Source organism: Streptomyces sp. NPDC087215 (assembly GCF_044744885.1).
GTDB lineage: Bacteria > Actinomycetota > Actinomycetes > Streptomycetales > Streptomycetaceae > Streptomyces.
On the sequence record NZ_JBIUZD010000006.1, the window covers coordinates 232,041 to 256,541 of the forward strand.

The window sequence follows — 24,501 nt, forward strand, 5'->3', positions numbered from 1 at the left end:
GGTCCGCCGGGCTTCCCGCGTCCTGCGGTCAGTCCAGCCAGAGGGCGCGGACGTGACCCAACGGGTCGTGGGCCGTGCGGGGTTCGGCGTCCCAGATCCGGGTGGCGCGGTCCTCGGTGGTGTAGCGGGGCCAGTCGGCGCCGGGATCCTGGTGGGTGACGAAGGCGACCCAGGCGCGGTGGACGGCGTCGGCGAGCGCGCGCGGCGGCGCGTCCCCCGCGACGGCGCGGACACCCTCGGCGTCGAGGAGGTCGAAGGCGAAGGGCAGGTCGAGGCAGTGGAAGGCGAGCCCCGACTCGGGGGAGCGCCAGGCGAACTCGTAGAGCCAGGTGGGGCGTCCCCGTCCGGCGCGGGCCTCCGCGAGGGCGAGGGACGGGGCGCGGAACATGACGTCGGTGAGTGCCCGGCCGAAGAGCCGCTCGGGTGCGGTGTCCGCGTACGCCTCCGTGAACGCGCCGGTCCTGGCCGGGTCGAGGCCGAGAGCGCCGAGCACGGCTTCGACCGGCAGGCCGTCGGGGCCCGGGACCATCGAGAACTCGTCGGCGGTGAAGCCGAGCATCAGGGGGACCTCGTCGCCCGCCGCCCCGCCGGTCAGCGCCTCCTGGGCGGGCTCCGGGATCAACTCGCCGTCGGCGAAGGGGGCGAGGGAGAGCATCGGCGGCAGGCCCGCGCGGTCGGGCCCCGGCTCGGACAGCCGGTCCTGGAGGGCGAGGATCTCGTCGTCGCCGAGGTCGCGGAGGGCGGCGGCGGTGGCGGGCAGGCCGGTGCGGGCGGTGAGGAGGCGGGAGGCGGCCCGCGCGACCTCGGGGCCGTCCGGGCTCGGGAGGGCGCCGGAGACGGAGAGGGCGCCCCGGAAGAGGCCCTTCGCGCGGGGGACGGCGAGCAGGGTCTGGACGGCGCCGCCGCCCGCCGACTGTCCGGCGACGGTCACCTTGGCGGGGTCGCCGCCGAAGGCCGCGATGTTGTCCCGCACCCACTCCAGTGCGGCGATCCAGTCCAGGACGCCCCGGTTGTCGGGGGCGTCCTCCAGGTGCAGGAAGCCCTCGATGCCGAGCCGGTAGCCGAGGGAGACGAGGACGACGCCGTCACGGTTGAAGGCGGCCCCGTCGTACCAGGGGCTGGCCGCCGAACCGGCGACGTAGCCGCCGCCGTGGATCCAGACGAGGACGGGCAGGGCGGCCCCGGGGTCGGCGGCGGGGGTGAAGACGTTGAGGTTGAGGACCCCGGCGCCCGGCACGGAGGGCTCGGGGACGGTGGTGACCTCGGCGAAGGGGCGGCGCTGCGCGGTCGGCCCGTACGCGGTGGCGTCCAGGGGCTCCGTCCACGGCTCGGGCGGTACGGGCGCGGCGAACCTCAGGTCGCCCACGGGCGGTCGCGCGTACGGGATGCCGAGGAAGCGGAGGCTGCCGTCGGCGCGTCGCTCCCCTCGGACGGGACCACGGACGGTCGTGACGGTGGTGCTCATGGGGTGCTGCTCCTTCTGCGCGGGGCACACGGGCCTGGGAACGAGCCTGCCACCGGATAGTTACACGTGTCAACGACATGACTGACACCGCCGAGACCGCCCGCGACGGCTCCGCTGCCGGGCGTTCCCCTCCCTGCCCTCCCCACCCTCCCCCTCCCCCGCCCCTCTTTCCCCTGCCTTCCCCCGCCTTCCCCTGCCCGCCTCGGCACGGGGAGCGGCGGGTCCCGGCACGGAGAGGAGCAGGTCCCGGACGCCGCCCTAGAATTCGGGGACGCGCGCGCGGGGCGCCGTGCGGGGAGAAGGGCGGCCGTGATGGGGCTGGACGGTGCCGTGGTGGGGGTGCTCATCGCCCTGTGCGGAGTGGGACTGATCACCGCCGGGGTGCTCTGGAAGGGGCGCGCGGTGCGTCCGTTCGCCGCCTCACGGGCGCGGTCCGTGGCCCAGCGGGAGTACGCGCGGGACCTCCAGCGGGCGGCCGACCAGGTCATCGCGGCGGCCCGCCGGGCGGCGGGCGAGGGCGAACCGGCGATCGTCACGGTCGAGGACGTGGTGCGCACGACCCGGGAGCGGTACGGCTATCCGGACGTGGAACGCTGCCACGCGGCGGCGGCGCTGCGCAGGCGCTTCGAACACTGGCGGTGCGCCGCCGACTGTGTGACCGACGCCTACGGCTGAGCCCCTTCGGCGGGGACGGACGCGGCCTGGTGGCAGTACATCCGCAGTGCCTCGCCCACCGGCCCGACGGGTCACCGCGCCCGGTCCCCGGTCGTCGTCGGTGGACTCCACGGACGGCCGGAGGGACGCGGTGACGGCCCGTCCGCCGTCTCGCCGACGTGAGCGGGCCGTGTACGCGTACTGCCGGGCCGGTTACTTGGGCATGAGGACGGTGTCGATGATGTAGACGTTGGCGTTGGAGGTCTTGACGTTGCCGCAGACGACCTTGGCGGTGTCGTTGACGGTGTAGCTCTCGCCCGAGCCCTTCGTGGTGATCATGCCCTTCTGGAGGGTTTCGAAGGAGCCGTTCTCCAGCTGCTTCGGGGTGAGCTTCTGGCCGACGACGTGGTACGTGAGGATCTTGGTGAGCGTGTCCTTGTCGGCGAGGACCTTGTCGAGGTCGGCCTTCGGGATCTTCGCGAACGCCTCGTTGGTCGGCGCGAACACCGTGATGTCCTTGGCGTTGTTGAGGGTGTCGACCAGACCGGCCTGCTTCACTGCGGTGACCAGGGTGGACAGGGCCGGGTTGTTCGAGGCGGCGGTGGCCACCGGGTCCTGGGCCATGCCGTCGAAGGACCCGGCGCCGTTCTTCGGGACGGAGGCGCAGGCGGGGCCGAAGGGCTGGTCCGTCGTCATCGGGTCGCCCGAGGGCGTCTGGTCGGTCCTGGCCTGGTCGGCCGCCTCGCTCTTCGCCGCGGCTCCGGTGGTGCCGCTGTCGGAGTCGGAACAGGCGGTCAGCGCGAAGGGAAGGACGGCTGCGGCGGCGACGGCGATCGCGGTGCGGCGGATGCGCAGGGTGTTCATGGGCGGTGCTCCTCGGTGGGTCGTGATGAGTGTGGTGGTGCTGGTCGGGGTTGAGTGGTGCTGATCTGTGGTGCTGGTCTGCGTGGTCGTGCGGTCGGGGTGGTCGGGGTGGTGGTGCTGTCCGGCCCGGCAGGGGGCGTCGGGCCGGTGGTCTAGGTGACGGTCACGAAGACGCCGTGCCAGCCGCTCGCTCCGTCGGGGACGGTGCGGGTGCGCTTCTCCGTCTGGACCCGGCCGGTGCCGTCGGTGGCGCGGACGGTGAGGGTGTGTCCGCCGGACGTGGCCCGCCAGGGGTAGGACCACTGGCGCCAGGTGTCGGTGGTGTCCTGGGCGGCGAGGTCGGCGTCCCGCCAGGGACCGTCGTCGACGCGGACCTGGACACGGGTGATGCCGCGGCGCTGGGCCCACGCGACTCCGGCGACCATGACGGTGCCGGTGGCCGGGCGGGCGAACGGCTTGGGGGTGTCGATGCGGGACTGGGTCTTGATCGGGGCCCGGCGCGCCCAGCTCCTCTTCACCCAGTAGGCGTCGTACGCGTCGAAGGTCGTGAGCTCGATGTCCTCGATCCACTTGCACGCCGACACGTACCCGTACAGCCCCGGGACGACCATGCGGACCGGGAAGCCGTGGTCGAAGGGCAGCGGTTCGCCGTTCATGCCGACGGCGAGCATGGCGTCCCGCCCGTCCATGACGTCCTCGACGGGACTTCCCAGCGTCATGCCGTCGACGGACCGGGCCACGAGCTGATCGGCAGGGCCGCCTCGCGAGGGGGGCTTCACGCCGCATTCGGCGAGGAGGGCGGCGAGGGGGACGCCGAGCCAGCGGGCGTTGCCGACGTACGGTCCGCCGACCTCGTTCGACACGCAGGTGAGCGTGACGTCCCGTTCGATCAGCGGCCGGGCCAGCAGGTCGGCCAGGGTGAACGTACGGGCGCGGGTGACGCCCCGCCCGTGGACCCGCAGTCGCCAGGTGGAGGCGTCGACCTTCGGGACGACGAGGGCGGTGTCCACCCGGTAGAAATCACGGTTCGGTGTGGTGAACGGGCTGCTCCCGGGGATTCTCAGGCCCGCGCCGCGCGGGACGGGCGGGGCGGGGGACGCCGGGGCGGGCAGGACGAGACCGTTGCGGGAGGCCACGGCACTCTGCGAGCGCCGGTCGCCCAGGAACCGTCCGAGGATTCCGGCTCCGGCGGCCGTGGTGACCGTCGCGGCGGTGGCCGTGAGGAAGCTCCGCCTGTTCCAGCCACTGCTCCCACCGCCGTCCGGCGTCGGGTGCGCGCCGCCGGACGGCCGGAATCCGGCCCTGGACACCAGCAGATGGAGCACGGCGGCGCCGGCCAGCGCTCCGGCCAGGGACGGCAGTGCGTCCACCGGACCCGCGTCCGGCCGGGTCAGTGCCGCGACCGCTCCGACCAGCCCGAACAGCAGGACGCACAGGGTGCCCGTGCGCCTGTGGCGCAGGGCCACGACGCCCAGGCCCATGGCGAACAGGGCCAGGACGGCGAGGATGCCGAGCTGGAGGACCGTCTTGTCGTTCTCCCCGAAGGTGCGGACCGCGAAGTCCTTGAGCGCGGGCGGTGTCCGGTCGATCGCGGCCCCGCCCACCACCGTGACCGGTCCGGCCGCCGGACGCACGAGCCCCGCGACCAGTTCGGCCACGGCCAGCGCGCAGAACGCGGCGGCCAGACCGGCCAGAGCCCCGGGCCACGCCCTGCTGATGATGGTGCGGAAGCTGATCACGACGGGCATTCGGCGCCGCCCGCACGGCGGATGGGCCGGTCATCCGAACGAGTGAGAGCCGCTGTCGCGGTGACGGCACCGGGTGTTCGACCCGACGGACCCTCAGCGCCTCGGCCGACCTGGGGGGGGAGGGCGGACCGCCGGGCCCGCGACCTGGGCCCGCGCCGTCCGGGCAGAGCCCGTCCATCGGGGGTTCCGCTCCGAATCCCGGGTGAGGCTTCTCATCGAGCCGACCGCCTCGGAGCATCTCGGATTTCATCTCGGACCATGAGGGATTCGCCATGAAGATCATCTCTGCGCCGTCCACGACGGGGACCACCCGCGCACCTCCCAGATCGCCGCGCACCGTGCACCGCCCTCTCCCGGCGGACCCGTCCGCCGTGGGACAGGCCCGGCGGACCGCCGACAGGGTCCTCAGCTCGTACGGCCGGTCCTGCCCGGAAGGTGTCGCGGCGGATTTCCTGCTCGTGGTCTCCGAGCTCGCCACCAACGCCTTCCTCCACGCCGCTCCTCCCTACGCGCTCACCGTGACCGTGGAGGAGGGACGCGCCGGTGTCACCGTCAGCGACCATTCCCGGTGGGGCCCGGGGCGACCGCGGGTCCATGGGGACCTGTCCCCGCACAAGAGGGGCCTGGAGATCGTCGAGGCCCTCGGGGCCGAGGTGCGCGTCAGCAGGTCCCGCTGGGGCAAGGAGGTCATGGCCGTCCTCACCTGGCCGCCGTAATTACGGGAAACGTGCCGTGACGCCGGGACACATGCCGTGATGCACGGAGCAGGGGGAAGAGGAAAGCGGGTGGCCGGGGCTGATGCCCCGGCCACCCGCGACCGACCTCCACCGGGCACGGCTCTGCGTTCGGGACAGGCCCGTACTGTCCCTGCCCACCCCGGTGGGGGTCACCGGCCCGCGCCATCCCCATGGTGAACGGGCCGGAGTCTGTCGCCGCCGGTCAGGCGTCGACGAGGGTGTCGCCGGAGGCGGAGTCCAGCACTCCGACGGCACCGAGGGTCCTCCCGCGGGAGTCGACCGGGGCGCGGACGGGGACCTGGATCGGATCGCCCCAGCCCACGCCGGTCGAACGGGCGGCCGGGCCCCGCGCTCCCGTGCGGGCCACCGCGGTCGAGGCCCCGCCCGTCACCGCGCCGCCGACCGCCAGGGCAACCGTCACACCGCCGCGCACACCGGTCATCGCGCTGTCTCCGAGGAAGTTCCGTACCGTCCGGGTGCGGATCACACGGACGGTGAGGGAGACGGGGTGACCGTCCCTCCTCGCCGCTCCTTCGTGACGGCCGGGGCCGCTGGACGGGCCGGGTGCATCTTGTTCACCCGATCGGGGCAGTATCGGGCCCCGTGCTGACGAAACCGCCCCCTATCCGCACGCCTGTCCGCTACGAAGACCTTTCAGGCCCACCTCACCACCCCGCCCGCCACCTCGCCCGGACCGTCCGGCCCCGGCCGTACCCCGGACACCGTTCCAGCGACAAGGACCGACATGCGATGGACACCCCGCCCCCGACCGGCGCCATCCGGCGTCTCCGTCCGGTCACACCCTTCCGTCCGGTCACACCCTCCGGACAGCGGCCGGTGAACCGGCCCTTCCCCTTCGACGGCGGCGGCGCGAAGCCGTCCCGTCCCGATCTCTCCGCCGTCATGCGGCAGGTCGCCCAGGGAGACAAGGACGCCTTCTCCGAGCTGTACGACGCGCTCGTGCCGATGGTCTTCGGCATCGTGATCAGGGTCGTGCGCAACCAGGCCCAGGCCGAGGAAGTCGCCCAGGAGGCCATGATCGACCTGTGGAGCCAGGCCGCCCGCTACCGGGGCGACCTCGGCCCGGTGACCGCGTGGGCCGCCACCATCGCCCACCGGCGGGCGGTGGACCGGGTCCGTTCCGTCCAGGCCGCCACGGACCGCGAACACGCCCAGGCCGCCCGTGAGCACCGGACCGCCTTCGACGAGGTCGCCGAGCAGGTCGAGACCCGGCTGGAGAGCGAACAGGTCCGCCGCTGCCTGCGCGGGCTGACCGAACTCCAGCGCCAGGCCGTGACCCTCGCCTACTACGGGGGCCTCACCTACCGTGAGGTCGCCGAAACCCTGAGCACTCCGCTCTCCACGATCAAGACACGTATGCGCGACGGGCTCATCCGGCTCCGCGACTGCATGGGGGTGACCACATGAACCAGCACGCACCCGACCTCCACGGCCTCGTCGGCGCCTACGTCCTCGACGCCCTCGATCCCGACGAGACCGAGACGTTCACCCACCACCTCGCGCAGTGCGAGACCTGCATGGGAGAGGTCGCGGAATTCCGGGCGACCACCGCGCGCCTGGCCTCCGCCGCGTCCCGGAACCCCCCGCCCGCCATGAGACAGCGCACCCTCGACGCCGTGGACGGCGTCCGCCAGCTCCCCCCGCGGCTCGCCCCCGCGCCCGTGCCCGCCGCGCCCGGAAAGTGGCTGCGCCGCCGGGCCCTGCACCTGGGCCTCGCCGCCAGCCTGGCCGCCGCCGTGTCCTTCGGCGGTCTCGCCGCCTGGCAGAGCCAGGAAGTCCAGCAGGCGCAGGAGCAGACGCGGCAGACCCAGCAGAACCTCGACGCGGTCAGTGGTGTCCTGGCGGCCCCCGACGCCCGGACCGCCCACGGTACGACCACCGGCGGCGCGCTCGCCACGGTCGTCACCTCCGCGCACCAGAACCGGGCCGTGTTCACCGCGAGCGGCCTGTCCGCACCCGCCCCTGGCAGGACCTATCAGCTCTGGCTCCAGCAGGACGGCACCATGCGCCCCGCCGGACTCATCCACCAGGACGGTACGGTCGCCCTCACGGGCGATCCCGCCGACGCCACCGCGCTCGGCCTCACCCTCGAACCCGCCGGAGGTTCCCCCCAGCCCACCACGGCCCCCCTGCTCCTCATGAACATGCCCACCTGACCGGCCGGGAGGGGCCTGGTGGCCGCCGCCGCCCCGGCCGCTGAAGCGGGCCGCCGCCGGGGATCTCGTACGGCTCCCGAGGGCACCCGTGCGGGCCCTCCCTGCTGCTCCGGTGTCGTCGTTCCGGGCCGGGTTCGCCCCCTTCGGGTGTGGGTCAGGTGACGGTGACGACGACGGAGTGCCATCCGCTGGCGCCGTCGGGGAAGGTGTCGGTGCGTGTGCTGGTCTGGGTCTGTCCGGTGCCGTCGGTGGCGCGGACGGCGAGGCTGTGGGTGCCGGGGGTGGCGTTCCAGCGGTACGACCACTGGCGCCAGGTGTCGGGGGTGTCCTGGGCGGCGAGGTCGGCCGGGTTCCAGGGGCCGTCGTCGACGCGTACCTCGACGCGCTCGACGCCTCGGTGCTGGGCCCAGGCGACGCCCGCGACCATGACGGTGCCCGCCGGGGGGTTGGCGAAGGGTTTGGGGGTGTCGATACGGGACTCGGTCTTGATCGGCCCCCTCCGGGCCCACCCCCGCTGGACCCAGTAGGGGTCGTAGGCGTCGAAGGTGGTGAGTTCGATGTCCTGGATCCACTTGCACGCCGACACGTACCCGTACAGCCCGGGGACGACCATGCGCACGGGGAAGCCGTGCTCGAAGGGCAGGGGCTGCCCGTTCATGCCGACGGCGAGCATCGCGTCGCGGCCGTCCATCACGGTCTCGACCGGGCTCCCGATCGTCATGGCGTCCACGGAGCGGGCCACCAGCTGATCGGCGGGCCCACCGAGGGAGGGCGGCTTCACACCCGCCTCGCGCAGGAGGTCGGCGAGGCGGACCCCGATCCAGCGGGCGTTGCCGACGTAGGGACCTCCGACCTCGTTCGACACGCAGGTCAGGGTGATGTCCCGCTCGATCAGCTCCCTTCTCAGCAGGTCCTCGAACGAGAGGCTGAGTGGCCGTGCGACGCCCTGCCCGTGGATACGCAGCCGCCAGGTGGTGGCGTCGACCTTGGGGACGACGAGGGCGGTGTCGACCCGGTAGAAGTCGCCGTTCGGAGTGAAGAAGGAGGAGATCCCGGGGATGCCGAGGCGCGCCCCGGCAGGGACCGGTGCCGCGGGGGAGGCGGCGCGCGGGAGCCTGACCGCGTTGCGGGAGGCGACGGCGTCCTGGCCGCTCATCGAATTGAGGTAGCGGCCGAGGGCGCCCGTACCGGCGGAGGCGAGTGCGGCGGCGGACGCGGCGACGAGGAAACCGCGCCGGTCCCAGCCCTCCTCACGCTCCGCTTCGCCGTGGGCGACGGGTCCGGTGAGTCGGCCGGTCAGCCAGTACAGGACTCCCGCTCCGGCGACGGCCCCGACGAGCGAGGGCAGCGCGTCGGCGACGCCCGAGCCCGGACGGCTGAGCGCGGCGGCGGCGCCGACCACCCCGAACAGCAGGACGCCCGCCGAGCCGGTCCTGCGGTGCCGCAGGGCGATCAGTCCGAGGACGACGGCGAGGGCAGCGAGGGTGGCGAGGATACCGAGCTGGAGGACGAGCTTGTCGTTCTCGCCGAAGTGCCGGATCGCGAAGTCCTTGACCGGCGTGGGGGTCCGGTCGATCGCCGCGCCGCCCACCGCGACGACCGGGCTCGCCTGGGGCCGCACCGCCGCCGCGACGAGTTCGGCGACGGCCAGGGCGGCGAATCCGGCCAGCAGTCCGCTCAGGGCGCCGAGAAGACGACGTACCCACGGGTTCGGGGAGGTGCTCATGCCACTGATCAGACCCCGCGGATGGCGTGCCGCGCGGGTACGGTCCGGGCAGCCCCGCCGGGATTCACCCTGCCGGCCGTCCCGGGGCCGCTCCCGCAGCTCCCGGCAGTGCCGTGGCGCCGCCGGTCGCTCGCGGGCGGTCGGCGGCGCCACGGTGGGTGGCCGGAGGGCCTACATGGGCGGGGTCAGGACGGTGTCGATGATGTTGACGGTGGCGTTGGAGGTCTGGACGCCCCCGCAGACGACCTTCGCGGTCTTGTTGACGGTGAACGACGATCCGGACCCCTTGGTGGTGAGCGTGCCGCCCTCAAGGGTCTTGAACGTGCCGTTCTCCATCTGCTTCGGGGTGAGCCTCTCCCCCACGACGTGGTAGGTGAGGATCTTCGTCAGCTCGGTCTTGTTGGCGAGGATCTTGGCCAGGTCTGCCTTCGGGATCTTCGCGAACGCCTTGTTGGTCGGCGCGAACACCGTGATGTTCTGCGCGTTGTTGAGCGTGTCGACGAGTCCGGCCTTCTTCACCGCGGCGACCAGGGTGGACAGGTCGGGGTTGTGGGAGGCGGCGGTGGCGACCGGGTCCTTGGCCATGCCGTCGAAACTCCCGGCCCCCTGCGTCGGCACCGACGCGCAGGCCGGACCGTAGGGGGCGGGCTGGGACGAGTCGGCGAAGGCCGGACCAGCCACGCCGAGCGTGACGGGCAGGATGAACGCGGCCGCCGCGAACAGCGCGGAGCGGCGGATACGGGTGGTGGTCATGCCGGTTCCTCCTCCAGGAGGCGGGCCGGTCCGCCGAAAGGCAAGGTACGGCGGACGGGCCGGGGAACGAACGACGGCCGAAGCGGCCGGTGGCGGGACGGACGGGCCGGGGTCACGGAACACGACCGGTGCGGGCGCCACTTCTACCGGTGGCTCAGACCCACACACGCCGATCGCGTCCCCCGCGGCTCGACCGATCCGCCGACGGGACAAGCGCGCCCCCGGACCATCCGCTTCGCGGATACGGTCATCCCTCGGACGACGGCTTGCACCGGGTCGCACCACTACCGGTCCAGGGCTTTCGCTCCCTGACCCGGAAGCGGCTGCGACCTCACCCCTGATTCGGAACCGCGCCCCCGCCGGACTGGTCCCCACCCGAATTCCCTCCCCGGCACCTGCCCCGAACCCTCTCCGGCACCCCGGGCGTCCGAAGAAAACGGCCCCGAGCCTTCGACGGCCGGGGCCGGAAACACCTGACGGGGGGCTCGGCACCGGCCGCCGAGAAGGTCAGTGGCCAGTGCCGTACGGGGGCAAACCGGTGGCACGGATGCGGGGGGGGCTGGTCGGCGTCGTGAAGGAGACCCGCACCGTCCCACCCGGCAGGGTCCAGGGACTTCGGCTGTCCTCACCGGCCAGGACGTTGCATGGCGGTGAGCGTGGTGCGTTCATCGGCGGTGCGCGGCACGGCCGTACGCGGGTCCGGGTCCCGCTGATCCCGCTGGTCCCGCTGATCCCGCTGGTCCCGCTGGTCCTGCTGGTCCCGGCCGTCCTGCCGGTCCCGGCCGTCCCACTGGTTCCGGTCCTGTCCGTCCGGCCGGTCCTGCCGCACGTGGTCCCGCTGGACCTCCCGGACCTGCGGGTCCTGGTCCTGTCCGCTCCGAAGCGTCATGCGCGCATTCTGCCGCCGCCCTCGGTACGCGGCCTCCGGTTTTCCGGGCACGGGACCGGGCACGGGACCGGGCACGGGGGCCACCGCGGCCGGTGTCCGTGCGCCGCCCCGGCTTCCGCGGCGGCCGACCGGGACGGGCCGGTACGTCTCCGACCACGGCGGGCGGTCCGGGTCGCCCCGGCCGCCCGCGCGGCCGCCCCCGGCGACGGCCTGAGGAGGGGGAATCGGCACGTCGGCCGGAAGAGGAGGGGAGAGCGGGACGGGAGGAGGGCGCGGGCCGGGCCGGGGAGGCAGACCCGAGAAGACCGTCAGCCGGAGGACGGCTTGGCGTAGTCGCCGTATCCGACCCAGTCCACCAACGCCACCTGTTCGTCGCCGACGACCCACGCGTCGTGGCCGGGGGCGATCTCCATGTAGTCACCGGGGCCGAACTCCATCGACTCACCGTCGTCCATGACGACCATCAGCCTGCCGCTGACCATGTACCCGGCGTGCCCCGCGAGGCAACTCTCGGTGCCCGCGATCGGCTTGACGTGCAGCGACCACTTCCAGCCCGGCTCGAACAGAGCACGCCCCACCGGCCCGCGCTCGGTGGTGAGCAGGTCCAGCCTGCCCTTGCCTTCCTCGAACGGGCGGCTCTCGTCCGCCGCGTCGAAGCTTCTTCGTACGATGCCGGTCATCACTCGCTCCCGGCGATGGGGACAATCCGTTTTCCCCGAGTCCTCTTCCAGGCTACGCCGGGGATGCCAAGGCCACCTCACATGAGATCGACGAGGAATCGATCCTCCTTCACGTTGAATTTTTACTGAACGCAGACCTTCATTTGGCAGTTCCCCGCACATTCACCACCTGAATTCTGTGCACTCCACTCACCGGACATATCTGTACATAAAGTCCAGATAAGTGCACAATGGAGCAGCGGCATCATGTGCCGCGAGTACGGCCAGACGTGCAGGACGCCAGAAGGAGGCGAGTCGTATGGCCGACGTCTCTCACCGTCCCGGTGATATCGCCGGGCACCCCGACGCTCCGGAAATGCGGGACCGATATGCCCGTATGCTCCAGACCCGAGGCGTGGCGGCGGTCGAGGAGCTGGTGATCCTCGCCGGCGTCTACGCCGCGATCTCGGCGTGGACGGTCCACTTCTCCGCCACCCATCCCCAACTCGCCGTCAGCAACCTGGTCGTGGGCATCGCGCTCGCGGTCCTCGGCCTGTGCATGTCGATGGTCCCCGAGCGGTCGCAGGACCTGAACTTCGTCGTCCTGCTGATGGGCGCGTGGCTGATCGTCTCCCCGTGGGTGGTCGCGCGCGGCCCCGACGTGGGCACGGTCCTCAGCAATGTGATCACCGGCGCCTGTGTCTGCCTGTTCTCGCTCACGGCGGGCGGACTTCTCATGAGCAAGCGAAGGACGTGACATTCCGACACATCCACCGGAACGGCGGCGCCCCTCCCCCGAGGTGCCGCCGTTCCACTGCTTTCCGCTTCGGAACAGCCACTGCCCGGTAACGAATTGACCCATGTGGTTTCAGCCACCTAAGTTCTGCGTAAAGCTTGCTCCACAGGGACAGGCTCCTGCTCTCACACCCAGTCCTTGGGGGGACAAAGTGAACTGGTACCTCGCAGTCTTCAAGAAGTACGCCGTCTTCAACGGTCGGGCCCGTCGCCAGGAATTCTGGATGTTCGAGCTGTTCAACGTGATCGCGTCGATCGTGCTCGGCATCATCGGCTCCGCGACGGACATCACGGTGCTGGGCCTGATCTACGCCCTCGCGGTCATCGTCCCCACCCTCGCGGTGACGGTCCGACGGCTCCACGACACCAACCGCTCGGGCTGGTGGGTGCTCATCGGTCTGGTCCCGGTCGTCGGCTTCGTCGTGCTCGTCGTCTTCGCCTGCATCGAGGGCGACCAGCACGAGAACGAGCACGGCCCGAACCCGAAGCTGGCTCCCGCCCACTGACGGTCCCGCCGCCACCGCCCGGATGTGGAAGAGCCCCGGAAGGAATTCCTTCCGGGGCTCTTCCACATCCGGGCTAGGGGGCGAACGCGGCGCGGGCGGCGTCCAGTTCGGCCCGGTCGGGCGGCTGGGAACCCGCCCGTGAGACGGTCACGGCGGCTGCGGCCCCGGCCGTCGCCAGCAATTCGGCGAGGGCGTCGGCCGGGAGCGCGCCGAGCGCCGCCGCGTCCCGGCCCGCGAGGGCGTCGAGGACGGCGGACATGAAGGAGTCCCCGGCACCGACGGTGTCCACGACGACGACCCTGGGCGCGGCGGAACGGACCGTGTGCCGCCGGGTGACGGCGGCCGAGCCCCCGGCGCCCCGGGTGACGAGGACGAGGGCCGGTCCGAGGGCCAGCCAGCGGGCGGCCACGGCCTCCGGGTCCTCGTCCGGGTACAGCCAGGCCAGGTCCTCGTCGCTCGCCTTGACCAGATCGGCGAGGGCGACACAGCGCTCGGCCCTGGCGACGGCCACCGCGTGCTCCCCCATCAACGCGGGCCGCACGTTGGGGTCGTAGCTCACGGTCGCCCGGCCGCGCAGCCGTTCGGTCTCGGCGAGGACGGTGGCGGCGCCGGGTTCGGTGACGGCGGCGATCGAGCCGATGTGGACATGGGCGGGCGTCAGCTCCGCCGGGCTCCCGGACGCCAGGGTCCAGGCGATGTCGAAGGTGTACGTGGCGGCGCCCCGCGCGTCGAGGCCGACGACGGCCGAAGGGGTGCGCGGCGGTGCTCCGCCGACCTCCACCCGGACGCCCGCCGCCCCGAGGTGCGCCGCGATGAGCCGCCCGGCGGGGTCGTCGGCGAGCTGGGTGAGGAGGGTGACGTCCCGGCCGAGCCGTCCGAGACCGTGGGCGACGTTGGCGGGGCTGCCGCCCGGGTGGACCCGGTCGGCGGCGCCGGAACCTGCCGGGGCGCGGACGATGTCGGCGACGCACTCGCCGATCACCAGGAAGGACATGGGGCGGTCTCCTCGGTCGGGGGCACGGCCCGGGTCCGGGCCGGGGCTGCGGCGGTCGGCGGGGGGTCTCAGCGGTGGCGCCGGTAGAGGACCTGGTGGGCCTCGTGTTCGACGAAGGAGGAGACGTGCTCCATGCCGACGTCCTCCAGGAGCCGCCGGGAGCGGTGGTTCGCCCGCTGGGTCAGCGCGACCACGCTCGGCACCTCGCGGAGCACGGCGTCGAGGACGACGGCGACGGCCTCGCGCGCGTAACCGTGCCCCCAGTGCTCGGGCAGGAACTGGTACGAGACCTCCGTCTCCCCGTCCCGCGCCTCCGGCTCCACCGTCACGATCCCGAGCAGCGCTCCGTCGGCCGCCCGCACCACCGCGTGGACGCCCGGCGCCCCGACGACACGCCGCTGCCTGATCCGTACGACGTGCTCGGTCACGGGCCCGCCCAGATGGCGCCGCACCTCGGGGTCCGTCCAGAGCCGGGTGACGACCGGTACGTCGGTGGCCCGCACAGGCCGCAGCGCGAGCCGCTCGGTGACGAAGGAGCCGGGCGCGGGGGTCGGGGACGGGGGCGGTGCGGCGGACATGCCCCCGATCATCTCAGCCGCGCCGGGTGACCCGTACGACCGGTGGCACGGAGGCCCGGCCACGTATCCGGGAGACGGGCCGGGCGGGGCAGGCCCGCGCGCCCCGGGAAGACAGACACGGCGGAGTGCCCCCGGGAGAGGGCCCCGCCGCGTACCCCGCCGCACTTCCCCTCGCGGGCGGGGCGCGACGGGCCATCGCCATGACCTTCCTGGTACCTCCCCGCGCGGTCAGGGGCGTACCGTTCGGGCCCGCCTTCCTGCCGGGCCCGCCCCTGACCGGGTCTCGTCCCGACCGGACCGGGAATCCACCCTTCGGCAGCACGGCCGTCCTAGCGTGCCTGCCATGACCTCTCTCAGGTTCAGGTACGGACGGGTGCCACCGCTCGTCCTCGCGGCGGTCCTCCTGCTCGCCCCGTGGACGGCCGCGGTGCGGGGCCCCACGGGCCCCGGGAGTCCCCCGGCCCCGTCGCGCCCGACGACGGCCGGGCCCTCCCCCCTCGGCACCGCCCCGCGCGGCCCTCCGGCGGGGACACCCGACCGCCCTTCGTGCGACGTGGGGCTGCGGGCCTACGAGGACGGCTCCCACCGGGCCGGGCGTCAGACGGTGTCCTTCCACAACTCCTCGCGCGGACCGCTGCGTTCGGTGGACGTCTCTGGGGCAACGGCACCGAAGGCTGCGGGACTCCCGCCCGGCCGTCCCCGGTCGGGGTCCGCGCGGTCGCCGGGGGAACCCCGCGCACGCCGACCGTCGGCCGCGCGGCGCTGCGCATCGACCTGGCGGCCCCGTCGGCGTACGGGAAGCGGGCGAGCGTCTCCTTCGACGTCCCGATCGCCGTCCCGGACCGGGTGCACCGCTTCGGCGGGGACGGCGCGTACCGCTTCCCCGGCAACGCGCTGCCCCTCCTGCCCGTGGGGGACGCGCGGGGGCCGCACCTCGATCCGGACGTCGGCTTCGGCGAGAGCTTCCTGACCCTGGCCGGTGACTTCCGGGGCGTCCTCGACCATCCCACCGCGCTCGTCGTCCCCTCGACGGGCACCACCACCCGGCGCGCGGGCGCCCCGGGCCGTACGGTCACCACCGGGATCGCGCGCGGGGTGCGGGGCTTCGCGCGGGCGGCGGGCCCGTTCCGTACGCGGACGGTGACCACACCGGACGGGGTCCGGCTCAACGCCTTCTGGACCGGCACCACCCCGCCCGAGGGCGTCGCCGTCGACCTGCGCGAGGCCGTCGGCCCGGTCACCGGCTTCGGCGCGCGGTTCGGACGCCGTCCGTACGGCGAGCTCGACCCGGTCATGAGCGACCACCCGGACGACTTCGGCAGCATGGAGTTCCCCGGTCTCGTCCTGCTCAGGACCGAGCCGGAGGGATCGGCCGCGGTGCACGAGATCGCCCACCAGTGGTTCTACGGGATCGTCGGCGACGACCAGTTCGCCTCGCCGTGGCTGGACGAGTCCTTCGCCCGATCGCTGACCGCGCGGGCCGGGCGTCCCACGGGCGGGCCCCTCAGCCCAGACGGCGGGTCAGTGCCGCCAGGGCGCCGGGCTGGCGGCCCGGGACCCGGCGGCGCAGGGCGACGAGCGCGGGCCCCAGCGCGCGGGCCCGCGCCGGGTCGGCGATCTGCTCCCACTGGTGGTGCGCCCGGTCCACGGCCCCCTCGACGTCCGGGTCGTCCGTCGGCTGCCGCAGGCTCAGCCTGGCCTCGGCGGCGGTCAGCCACAGCTCGCAGCTGCGGGCCGGTTCCCCGGCGAGACGGGCCAGATCGGCCCGGACCTCCGTCCAGTGCACGGCCTCCGGCGACCGGGGGCCGTGGCGGCGCAGCGCCTCGCTCTCCCAGGCGGCGGCCACCGCCGCCGCCTCCCCGTGGCGTCCGGCCGTCGCCGCCGCCAGGATCGTGGGGTGCGGGTCGTGGTCCGACGCGGGCGCGGGCACGGGCGCCAGGAACAGCGGGGCGGGTACGGCCCCCGCCGTCCGGACGGCGGCCTCCGCGTGCAGGGTGGCGTACGGCAGCCGGGCCCCCGAGCGCCACGACTCCGCCCAGGCCCGCAGATAGTCGGGGCTCGCGCTGTCGCCCCGGCGCGGGGGTGGTGTCACCCGGGCGTAGAGCGTCGGGCCGGGCCCGAGGTGCAGCAGTTCGGGCGCGGTGGCGAGCCGCTCCCACACGGCGGCGTCGGCCGCGAGGTCGGCGACGACGGTCGTGGTGCCGGGGGCGCGCGCGCCGAGTTCCCCGGTGAGCCAGTGCCAGGGCAGCGCGGTGTAGCGGAGGGTCGCGGTGGTGGTACGGGCGAGCGCGAGGTGCGGCAGTCGCTGGCGGCGGTCCAGGTGGAGCTGACCGGCGAGGCAGACGAGCAGCGGCCCCGGGTGCGCGGCGGCGGCGCGCAGCCGGGTCAGTACGGTCTGCGGGTCCAGGGGGTCGGCGAGTTCGACGACGGTGGCCGTGGGGGTGCCGGTGAGGACCCCGGGCGGGACGGCCGCGAGGGCGGGCAGCACGGAGGCGGCGTCCATGACCCGCCCGCGCCCGGCGGGTGCGGCGGCGAGCAGGACGGCGGCGCCGACGGGGGCCGCCGTGGGGGGCGCGACCGGCGCGCCGGGTGGCACGGCCTGCGCTCCGGGTGCTCCGACTCGCCCTGTTATCGCGGGCGTTCCGGGGTTTCGAGATGCTCCGACCGTCCCGGCCACCCCTGCTCCCGCATCCGTCACGTCCATCGGTCCCACCGCTCTCGTCACGTCCGTCATCGGCGTAACCACCGCCCTCGCGGGGCCCGTTGTCACGTTCCCCACCGCCTTCACGGGCGTGTCCGCTCGTGTGCCCACCGTGCCGATCCCGTCGTCGTCCACCACCCCCGCACCGTAACGCGTCGCGGCTTGGCCGATAATCGCCGAGCCTTTGGCATATGCCGTGAGCACCACCGGATCGAGTGTTGCCAAATCCCTTACGGCCCGTCGCACGCTGTGCGACAGTCGTGTACGGGCCTGCCCTTTCCACTTGGCCTGGCCGTACCGCGCCTGTATCGGAGTACGACATGCCGTCCCCCCTGTCCGCGGACCACCCCGCCCAGCAGCCGGAGCCGGGCACGGTGGACGCTCTGATCTCCCAGGCCGCCCGTCTGCGCGGCGAGCTCGCCGCGGTCCGTCAGGACGCCGTGGCGGACGAGGACGACCCCCGGCAGCGGTGGCAGCGCGCCCTGTGCGACCTGGCCGTCCATCAACTCGACGACCTCGGGTCCCATCTGGGCCAGCTCCGGGCCGGAGCCCCCGAAGGGCCCGCCCCCGGGACGGACGCCGGCACCGGACCGGACGGCGGCGCCGGTGGCGGCGGCTTCACGACCGACCCCGGCACCGCCTACGGGCAGGCGGCCCCGCCGCGCACCGGTTCGCTGCTCTCCCGCGTCGGCAGCGCCGAGTGGAACCTGCTGACGGACGAGGTCAGCTGGTCCGAGGAACTGTTCCAGATCTTCGGACGCGCGCCCGAGAGCGGTCCGATGTCGCTGGACGACATGCCCACGATGATCTTCGCGGACGACCAGGCGCTGCTGCAGAGCCTGGTGACGGACTGTCTGATCGACGGAAGGCCGATCGACGGCGAGTTCCGGATCGTCCGGACGGACGGGTCCCTGCGCACCGTCCACATGACCGGCGAACCCGTCCTCGACGCCGACGGCTGCACCGCCTCCATGTGGGCCGTCCTCCGTGACGTCAGCGAGCTCCGGCGCAGCCAGCGCGCGGTCCGGGAGAGCCGGGACCGTCTGGAGCGCAGCCGCCACATCGAGCAGACCGAGCGGCGGGTCGCCGTCGAGCTCCAGGAGGCCGTGCTGCCGCCGTGGCGCGGCTCGCTCCGCTTCGCGCACGACGGTCCCGCCCCGCTGGACGTGGCGGCCCACTACTTCCCCGCCGCCAGCCCCGACCTCATCGGCGGCGACTGGTACGACGCGCTGACCCTGCCCGACGGAGACGCGCTGCTCAGCGTCGGCGACCTGACCGGGCACGGGGTCGCCGCGACCTCCTCGATGGCGATGCTCCTCGGCGCGCTGCGCGGCATGGCCGTCGCGGGCATCCGCCCGGCCGCGCTGATGGGGCACCTGAACCAGCTCCTGGAATCCTCCGCGCAGCCCGCCCTCGGCAGTGCGATGTGCTGCCGGTACGACCCGGTGACCCACGCCCTGACCTGGGCGCAGGCCGGTCACCCCGCCCCGCTGCTGTTCCGCGACGGGACGGGGCACGTGCTCCGCAGGCCCGAGGGTGTCCTCCTCGGGGCCACGACCGGTGCGGTGTACGGCGAGACCGAGACCCGGCTGCTGCCGGGCGACGTCCTCGTGCTGCACACCGACGGACTGAACCGTGGCGGTGGCGCCACGGACGACGACACGGGGGCCCGGCGGCTGCTGGCCCTCGGCGACCGGCTCGTCGCGGCGCGCGACGCCCAGGAGGCGCTGCGCGCGGTCGTCGGGGAGTTCGGCGAGGAGCAGCGCGAGGACGACGCCTGCGTGATGGTGGTCAGGGTCGGCAGCTGACCCCCGTACCCCTCGCGGAGCCGCGCACGGCGGGGGGCCGTCGCACGGTGAAGACCCGGCGCACCCCGAAAGGCGGTCGTCGTCCGTCGTGGACCCGTCGTATCTCCGTAGACCGTCGGTCCGTCGGCGTCCCGCGCCTCGGGAGCTTCGCTCAGGCCTGCCCCGTCCTCGGGTGGTTGACCGGGGACCTCGGCAGGGCATCCGCGATCTCCTCGCGCAGGTGCTCGATCCTGGTGTGGCCCGCGTACTGGCCGGTGAGCCGGTACATCTCGCGGAGCCGGTCCCAGGTGCGGTGGGACGAGGTCTCCCCCATCGACATCAGGGCGAGCCGGGCGTAGCGGTCGGCCTGCTCGGGGTCGTCGCCGATGAAGCAGGCCGAGGCCAGGGAGATGTGGTCGAAGAGCTTCGACCGGTCGTGGCCGCCGCGCCGTAGTTCCAGGGCGAGCTTGGCGTGGCGCTGGGCGGGCACCGCCGCCGACGGGTCGTGGTCGGCGAGGGTCCGGTAGGCGAGGGCCTGCATACCGTGCATGTCGGCCTCGTCGAAGTTCTGCATCCAGCTCGGGGTCTTCTCGTCGTGCCGGTCCGACACGAACAGTTCCTCGGCCTCGCCGAGGGTGCGGCGCATCGCCTGTCCCCGGCCCATCGACGCCTGCGCCCAGGCCTCGATCGTGTGGAACATCGCCCGAGTGCGGGGCAGCACCCGCTCACCGGAGCCGACCTGCGCGAGTTTCATCAGGTCGAGGGCCTCGTCGGGACGGCCCAGGTGCACCATCTGACGGGCCGCCCGGGACAGCGCCTCCCCGGCCCGGGGCCGGTCGCCGCCCTCGCGGGCCGCGTGCGCGGCGATCACGAAGTACTTCTGGGCCGTGGGTTCGAGACCCACGTCGTGGGACATCCAGCCGGCCAGGACGGCCAGATTGGCGGCGACGCCCCACAGGCGCCGCTGGAGGTGGTCGGCGTGCCGGTAGGCGAGCATCCCGCCCACCTCGTTGAGCTGGCCGACCACCGCCTTGCGCTGGAGGCCACCGCCCCGGGAGGCGTCCCAGGCGCGGAACACCTCCACCGAGTGCTCCAGGGCCTCGATCTCCTCCGAGCCGATGGGGGCGGCCTCGTAGCGGTCGAAGCCCGCCGGGTCGGCGTGCAGGGGATCGACGGCCCGCTGGGGGCCGGGCAGGCGTGCGGGGTCGTTCCGCAGCCAGTCGTGCATGGCGTTGCTGAGTGCGGAGCCGGCGGCAAGCGCGGCACCCGCGCCCACCAGGCCGCGTCGGTTGAGCATGAGGTCCATTCCCGTGAATTCGGTGAGGACCGCCGCCGTTCGGTCGGGCGCCCAGGGCAGCCCGTCAGGGTTCTCCGTCGCCCTGACGTCCTGCCGTCTGCCACTGCGCCCGCGCCGTACGAACCCGAGGTCCTCGATGGTCACGACACGGCCGAGTCGCTCGGTGAACAGTGCTGCCAGCACCCGGGGGACGGGATCGCGCGGGGTCTCGCCCCGGTCGATCCACCTCCGCACCCGCGAGGTGTCGGTCGCCAGCTGGGGGTGGCCCATGGCCGCCGCCTGCCGGTTGACCAGTCTCGCGAGTTCGCCCTTGGACCATCCGGCCAGGCCGAACAGGTCTGACAGGCGGGTGTTGGTTTGTCCGGTCACGTCTAAGCCCCCAGGTTCTCGGCTGAGTTGACAGTAGCCCTCTGTCATAGGCCTGGCGACAATTCGCCAGGGTTCGCCAGGGTGCGCTCGATGTTCCGCCACCCGCGCCCGGGTGTCAGGTAGGAACGCGCCACCCCGCCCCGCCGACCGGCCCTCATTCCCCAGGGTGCGGACCGGCGGCGGGCGGGGCGACGCACGCAACTCGTCGGCACACGAAGGGATCTGTCACCCCCCATGTACACAGCATCGTCCTCCGTGTCCGCCCCGCCCCGGCCCCAGCACCGCACCGTCCCGTCCGGCACGGGTCCCTATCTCGCCCCCGCCCCGCAGGCCCTGCGGCCACGGCGCTGGGTCGGCGCGGGGACCCAGCCGGTCAGCGGACGGATCGACCTGTCCGGCCCCCAGGGGGCCCAGCTGAAGACGGCCATCGCCTCGGTGCACCGGATCTGTCCGGAGTTCCGGCCGGTGCAGGTGCTGCGTCGCAGCGGGCGTTCCGTACTCGTCGTCGGGACGACCGGGCGGACCACGGCGGTCGCGAAGTGCTTACTGGACCATTCCTCCGCGTGGGTCGAGCGGTTCCGGCACGAGATAGCTTCCTACCGCTCCTTCGTCCGGCACCGTCCGCCGGTGCGGGCGCCGCGGCTGATCGCGGCGGACCCGGAGGACTGCACGCTGGTGATCGAGCGGATGCCGGGGCGGGCCGCGGCGCTCTCCCGCCACCCCGTCGAGGCACCGCCCCGGGCGGACGTGCGGGCCGCGCTGGGCGCGGTCGCCCGGCTCAACGCGTGGCGTCCGCCGGCCGGGACGTTCGACGCGCCCCTGGACTACGGCAGGCGGATCGCGCGCTTCCACCAGCTGGGGCTGCTGACCGACCGGGACCGGGACGACCTGCAGAAGCTGATGCGCGGTCTGGCGCACGCGGGCGGGCGTCAGGGCATGGGGCAGTTCTGTCACGGGGACGCCCTGCTCTCCAACATCCTCCTCTCCCCGGCGGGTCCGGTGCTCGTCGACTGGGAGCACGCGGGCTGGTACCTCCCGGGGTACGACCTGGCGACCCTGTGGACGGTGCTCGCCGACGCGCCGCTGGCCCGGCGCCAGATCAGCCAGCTCGCCCAGCAGGCCGGGCCCGCGTCCCGGGACGCGTTCCTGGTGAACCTGATGATCGTCCTGACACGGGAGATCCGGACCTACGAGACGGCGGTGCAGCGCACGATGAAGGAGGCTCCGCCGGCCGGTTCGGTACCCGTGCCCACGGGGGCGCTCGCTCCCGGGGAGGAACAGCGGCTGCTCCTGAGGCGGCTGCACGACGACTGCGCCATGGCACGGCGGGCCGTGCGCGCGGCGGTCGGGACGCGCTGAGGCGCCGGTCCGGTCGACGACAACGGGGGGTGCGCCGTGCGCCCGGTGCCGACACACCGGGACGCGGCGCATCGGCGCGTCCGGACCCCGGGGTCCTGCCCGTGAGGCGGTGCCGCGCGGCCATTGGTCCACGCCTCTGACGCGTCCCAGGCCCGGGGCCCCGGCGCCGCGAAACTCCTCCGGATGGCCTCCGTTCCCGCTCTGACGTGGGAACTTTCTGGACGCGAGGTGTGATTGACGGATCGTCCGGGAGCCGATACCCCTGTACGGGTTCGGTCCCGCACGCCCCCGTGTCACCCCACCTCAGGAGGCTGCCTTGCTCCGTTCCACGTCCCCGGGACGTACCCCGGCACCACGTGTCCCCAGGGCGGTGGGCGCGCTCGCGTCGGCCGCCCTGCTGCTGCCCCTGCTGTCCGCCGCGCCTCCGGCGGGCGCCGAGACGCCCGGGGCGGGGGTCCTCCAGGGGCAGTTCGCCCGAGCCGCCGCGCGGCACGGCGTACCCGAGAGCGTGCTGCTGGCCGTCTCGTACCTCCAGTCGCGCTGGGACGCCCACGACGGTGCTCCCAGCGTGACCGGGGGATACGGGCCGATGCACCTGACGGACGCGGTGACGGCGCTGGCCGGGGAGGTCCCGCACCACTCGGACGGCGCGGAGGACGCGCGCGGCGACTCCTCGCGCGCCGTGCGCACCGGCGCGCGGGTCCCGGCGGCCGTGCCGGACCGCTCGTCGCCGCCTCCCCGGCTGCGGACCCTCGACCGGGCCTCGGCCCTGTCGGGCATCCCGGCGGAGGAGCTGCGGACCGGCACGGCGGCGAACATCGAGGGCGGGGCGGCCCTGCTGGCCGCCGCGCAGCGCGAGGCCGGGCTCCCGGCGAGCGCGGACCCGGCCGACTGGTACGGGGCGGTGGCCCGGTACTCGGGCGCGGACGACTCGGCGACGGCGGCGACCTACGCGGACGACGTGTTCGACGTGATCAGGACCGGGGAGTCACGGACGACGGACAGCGGGCAGGCGGTGCGGCTGGCGGCGGCGCCCGGGGTGGCGCCGGTCACCGGTCAGCTCGCGGCGCTCGGGCTGCGCCGTCCGGCCGACGGTCCGGTGGAGTGTCCCCGCACGGTGGCGTGCGAGTGGGTGCCCGCGCCGTACGAGGAGTTCGGCGACGGCGACTACGGCAACCACGACAAGGCGGACCGGCCGGTGTCGCAGTCGGTCGACTACATCGTCATCCATGACACCGAGGCCACCTGGGACACCACCCTGAAGCTGGTGCAGGACCCGACGTACGTGTCGTGGCAGTACTCCCTGCGCTCCTCGGACGGGCATGTGGCCCAGCACCTGCCGCTCAAGGACGTGGGCTGGCACGCGGGCAACTGGTTCGTGAACGCCAAGTCGGTGGGGCTCGAACACGAGGGCTTCCTGACCTCGCCGGACTCCTGGTACACGGAGGCGATGTACCGTTCGTCGGCGCGGCTCGTGCGGTATCTGGCCGCCCGGTACGACATCCCCCTCGACCGGCGGCACATCCTGGGCCACGACAACGTGCCGGGGACGGTGACGTCCACGATCAAGAACATGCACACGGACCCGGGGCCGTACTGGGACTGGGCCCACTACTTCCGGCTGCTCGGCCGTCCGTTCACCCCGAGCGCGGGTCCGGACGCCGGGGTGGTGACGATCCGGCCCGACTACACGTCCCACCGGCCGGTCTACACGGGCTGTGCGACGGCGGGCGAGGCGTGCGCGCCGCACGGGAGCGGGGCCGTGCGCCTGCGCACCGCGCCGAGCTCCGACGCGCCCCTGGTGCGGGACATCGGGCTGCGGCCGGGCGGGCAGGACTCCACCACGGAGATCGGCGACACCGGGGCGCGCGCCTCGACGGGGCAGAGCTACGCGGTGGCGGAGCGCCGGGGCGACTGGACGGCGATCTGGTACCTCGGGCAGAAGGCGTGGTTCCCCAACCCGCGGAAGGAGCCGACGGCGGTGAACTCCCGGGGGCTCGTCCTGACGCCCAGGAAGGGGCTCGCGGAAGTGCCGGTGTACGGGAGGGCGTACCCGGAGGCGTCGGCGTATCCGGCGGGGGTGCCCGTGCAGGCGGTGTCGCCGTTGCCGTACAAGCTGCTCGCGGGGCAGCGGTACGTGGTGGGCGACCGTAACCCGGGCGAGTACTTCTTCGCTCCTACGTTCGACACTGGCGGGCACAAGGTCGTCCGGGGTCAGGAGGAGTACTACCTGATCCAGTTCGGCCATCGCGTGGCCTTTGTGAAAGCCGCTGACGTGCGGGTTTCCCGAGCCTGACGAGAGGCTGACCGAAAGGCGCGGGGTGGTGCCGGACTCCTGATCCAGCGCCACCCCACTGGCGTTCATAGGACTATTCAAGAGATCACGTGCGCCGTACGGGCGACGGGTAAAGGTGGGCCGGACAACCAGCGCCCTTTCACCGGA

The 24,501-nt window shown here is 73.6% G+C and carries 21 protein-coding genes; 9 read left to right on the forward strand and 12 right to left on the reverse strand.

What is annotated here, in order from left to right:
- Positions 1-28: 28 nt before the first annotated feature.
- The gene (locus ACIO92_RS18575; RefSeq protein ID WP_366441848.1) at positions 29-1,465 is read right to left on the reverse strand and encodes a carboxylesterase family protein; all 1,437 of its coding nucleotides are present in this window, start codon (positions 1,463-1,465) and stop codon (positions 29-31) included.
- 312 nt (positions 1,466-1,777) lie between these two features.
- Between ACIO92_RS18575 and ACIO92_RS18580 the strand changes: the two genes are divergently transcribed.
- Positions 1,778-2,140 (forward strand): hypothetical protein, encoded by a 363-nt coding sequence (locus tag ACIO92_RS18580; protein ID WP_366441898.1) that lies wholly within the window; start codon positions 1,778-1,780, stop codon positions 2,138-2,140.
- A gap of 192 nt (positions 2,141-2,332) precedes the next feature.
- Here ACIO92_RS18580 and ACIO92_RS18585 read toward each other — a convergent pair whose 3' ends face one another.
- The gene (locus ACIO92_RS18585; protein ID WP_366441849.1) at positions 2,333-2,983 is read right to left on the reverse strand and encodes a fasciclin domain-containing protein; all 651 of its coding nucleotides are present in this window, start codon (positions 2,981-2,983) and stop codon (positions 2,333-2,335) included.
- 152 nt (positions 2,984-3,135) lie between these two features.
- Positions 3,136-4,731 (reverse strand): sulfite oxidase, encoded by a 1,596-nt coding sequence (locus tag ACIO92_RS18590; RefSeq protein ID WP_402282042.1) that lies wholly within the window; start codon positions 4,729-4,731, stop codon positions 3,136-3,138.
- A 272-nt stretch (positions 4,732-5,003) separates the two neighbouring features.
- Here ACIO92_RS18590 and ACIO92_RS18595 point away from each other — a divergent pair, with 272 nt between their 5' ends.
- Positions 5,004-5,447 carry an ATP-binding protein gene (locus tag ACIO92_RS18595; RefSeq protein WP_401237173.1) on the forward strand — a complete coding sequence of 148 codons (444 nt, stop codon included), beginning with the start codon at positions 5,004-5,006 and terminating at the stop codon, positions 5,445-5,447.
- A 223-nt stretch (positions 5,448-5,670) separates the two neighbouring features.
- Here the strand turns inward: ACIO92_RS18595 and ACIO92_RS18600 are convergent, their stop codons facing one another.
- Positions 5,671-5,955, reverse strand: a complete 285-nt coding sequence (locus ACIO92_RS18600; RefSeq protein ID WP_402057256.1) for a chaplin family protein — start codon at positions 5,953-5,955, stop codon at positions 5,671-5,673.
- A 350-nt stretch (positions 5,956-6,305) separates the two neighbouring features.
- On the opposite strand from ACIO92_RS18600, the gene sigK reads away from it, so the two are divergent.
- The gene (sigK, locus tag ACIO92_RS18605; protein ID WP_366441853.1) at positions 6,306-6,896 is read left to right on the forward strand and encodes an ECF RNA polymerase sigma factor SigK; all 591 of its coding nucleotides are present in this window, start codon (positions 6,306-6,308) and stop codon (positions 6,894-6,896) included.
- Positions 6,893-7,645, forward strand: coding sequence for an anti-sigma factor domain-containing protein (locus tag ACIO92_RS18610; protein WP_402282039.1), 753 nt, complete (start codon positions 6,893-6,895; stop codon positions 7,643-7,645). Before sigK ends, ACIO92_RS18610 begins: the two co-directional genes overlap by 4 nt.
- 154 nt (positions 7,646-7,799) lie before the next feature.
- Here the strand turns inward: ACIO92_RS18610 and ACIO92_RS18615 are convergent, their stop codons facing one another.
- The 4 genes from ACIO92_RS18615 to ACIO92_RS18630 form a co-directional block, all read right to left on the reverse strand.
- Positions 7,800-9,371, reverse strand: coding sequence for a molybdopterin-dependent oxidoreductase (locus tag ACIO92_RS18615; protein ID WP_402282037.1), 1,572 nt, complete (start codon positions 9,369-9,371; stop codon positions 7,800-7,802).
- Between the two features lie 171 nt (positions 9,372-9,542).
- Positions 9,543-10,124: a fasciclin domain-containing protein gene (locus ACIO92_RS18620; RefSeq protein ID WP_402282035.1), complete on the reverse strand. Its 582-nt coding sequence runs from the start codon at positions 10,122-10,124 to the stop codon at positions 9,543-9,545.
- A 625-nt stretch (positions 10,125-10,749) separates the two neighbouring features.
- Entirely contained in the window at positions 10,750-11,013 is a 264-nt protein-coding gene (locus ACIO92_RS18625) for a hypothetical protein (protein ID WP_366441857.1), read from the reverse strand.
- Between the two features lie 308 nt (positions 11,014-11,321).
- A complete protein-coding gene (locus ACIO92_RS18630; protein WP_366441858.1) occupies positions 11,322-11,693 on the reverse strand; it encodes a cupin domain-containing protein in 372 nt (123 codons plus the stop codon).
- Between the two features lie 355 nt (positions 11,694-12,048).
- Here ACIO92_RS18630 and ACIO92_RS18635 point away from each other — a divergent pair, with 355 nt between their 5' ends.
- Positions 12,049-12,429 (forward strand): SPW repeat protein, encoded by a 381-nt coding sequence (locus ACIO92_RS18635; RefSeq protein ID WP_366441859.1) that lies wholly within the window; start codon positions 12,049-12,051, stop codon positions 12,427-12,429.
- Between the two features lie 190 nt (positions 12,430-12,619).
- On the forward strand, positions 12,620-12,973 hold the full coding sequence (locus ACIO92_RS18640; protein WP_366441860.1) for a DUF805 domain-containing protein: 354 nt from the start codon (positions 12,620-12,622) through the stop codon (positions 12,971-12,973).
- Positions 12,974-13,046: 73 nt separating this feature from the next.
- Here ACIO92_RS18640 and ACIO92_RS18645 read toward each other — a convergent pair whose 3' ends face one another.
- The 3 genes from ACIO92_RS18645 to ACIO92_RS18655 form a co-directional block, all read right to left on the reverse strand.
- Positions 13,047-13,967, reverse strand: coding sequence for a carbohydrate kinase (locus ACIO92_RS18645; RefSeq protein WP_366441861.1), 921 nt, complete (start codon positions 13,965-13,967; stop codon positions 13,047-13,049).
- A 68-nt stretch (positions 13,968-14,035) separates the two neighbouring features.
- Positions 14,036-14,545, reverse strand: a complete 510-nt coding sequence (locus ACIO92_RS18650) for a GNAT family N-acetyltransferase (protein WP_366441862.1) — start codon at positions 14,543-14,545, stop codon at positions 14,036-14,038.
- 1,504 nt (positions 14,546-16,049) lie between these two features.
- A complete protein-coding gene (locus ACIO92_RS18655; RefSeq protein WP_402282031.1) occupies positions 16,050-17,141 on the reverse strand; it encodes a hypothetical protein in 1,092 nt (363 codons plus the stop codon).
- A 425-nt stretch (positions 17,142-17,566) separates the two neighbouring features.
- Between ACIO92_RS18655 and ACIO92_RS18660 the strand changes: the two genes are divergently transcribed.
- Positions 17,567-19,054, forward strand: coding sequence for a PP2C family protein-serine/threonine phosphatase (locus ACIO92_RS18660; RefSeq protein WP_402282029.1), 1,488 nt, complete (start codon positions 17,567-17,569; stop codon positions 19,052-19,054).
- Between the two features lie 151 nt (positions 19,055-19,205).
- Here the strand turns inward: ACIO92_RS18660 and ACIO92_RS18665 are convergent, their stop codons facing one another.
- Entirely contained in the window at positions 19,206-20,699 is a 1,494-nt protein-coding gene (locus ACIO92_RS18665; protein WP_401237165.1) for a hypothetical protein, read from the reverse strand.
- A gap of 234 nt (positions 20,700-20,933) precedes the next feature.
- On the opposite strand from ACIO92_RS18665, the gene ACIO92_RS18670 reads away from it, so the two are divergent.
- Entirely contained in the window at positions 20,934-22,058 is a 1,125-nt protein-coding gene (locus tag ACIO92_RS18670; RefSeq protein WP_366441865.1) for an aminoglycoside phosphotransferase family protein, read from the forward strand.
- A gap of 370 nt (positions 22,059-22,428) precedes the next feature.
- Complete coding sequence (locus ACIO92_RS18675) at positions 22,429-24,354, forward strand: N-acetylmuramoyl-L-alanine amidase (protein ID WP_402282026.1); 1,926 nt, start codon at positions 22,429-22,431, stop codon at positions 24,352-24,354.
- Positions 24,355-24,501: the final 147 nt, after the last annotated feature.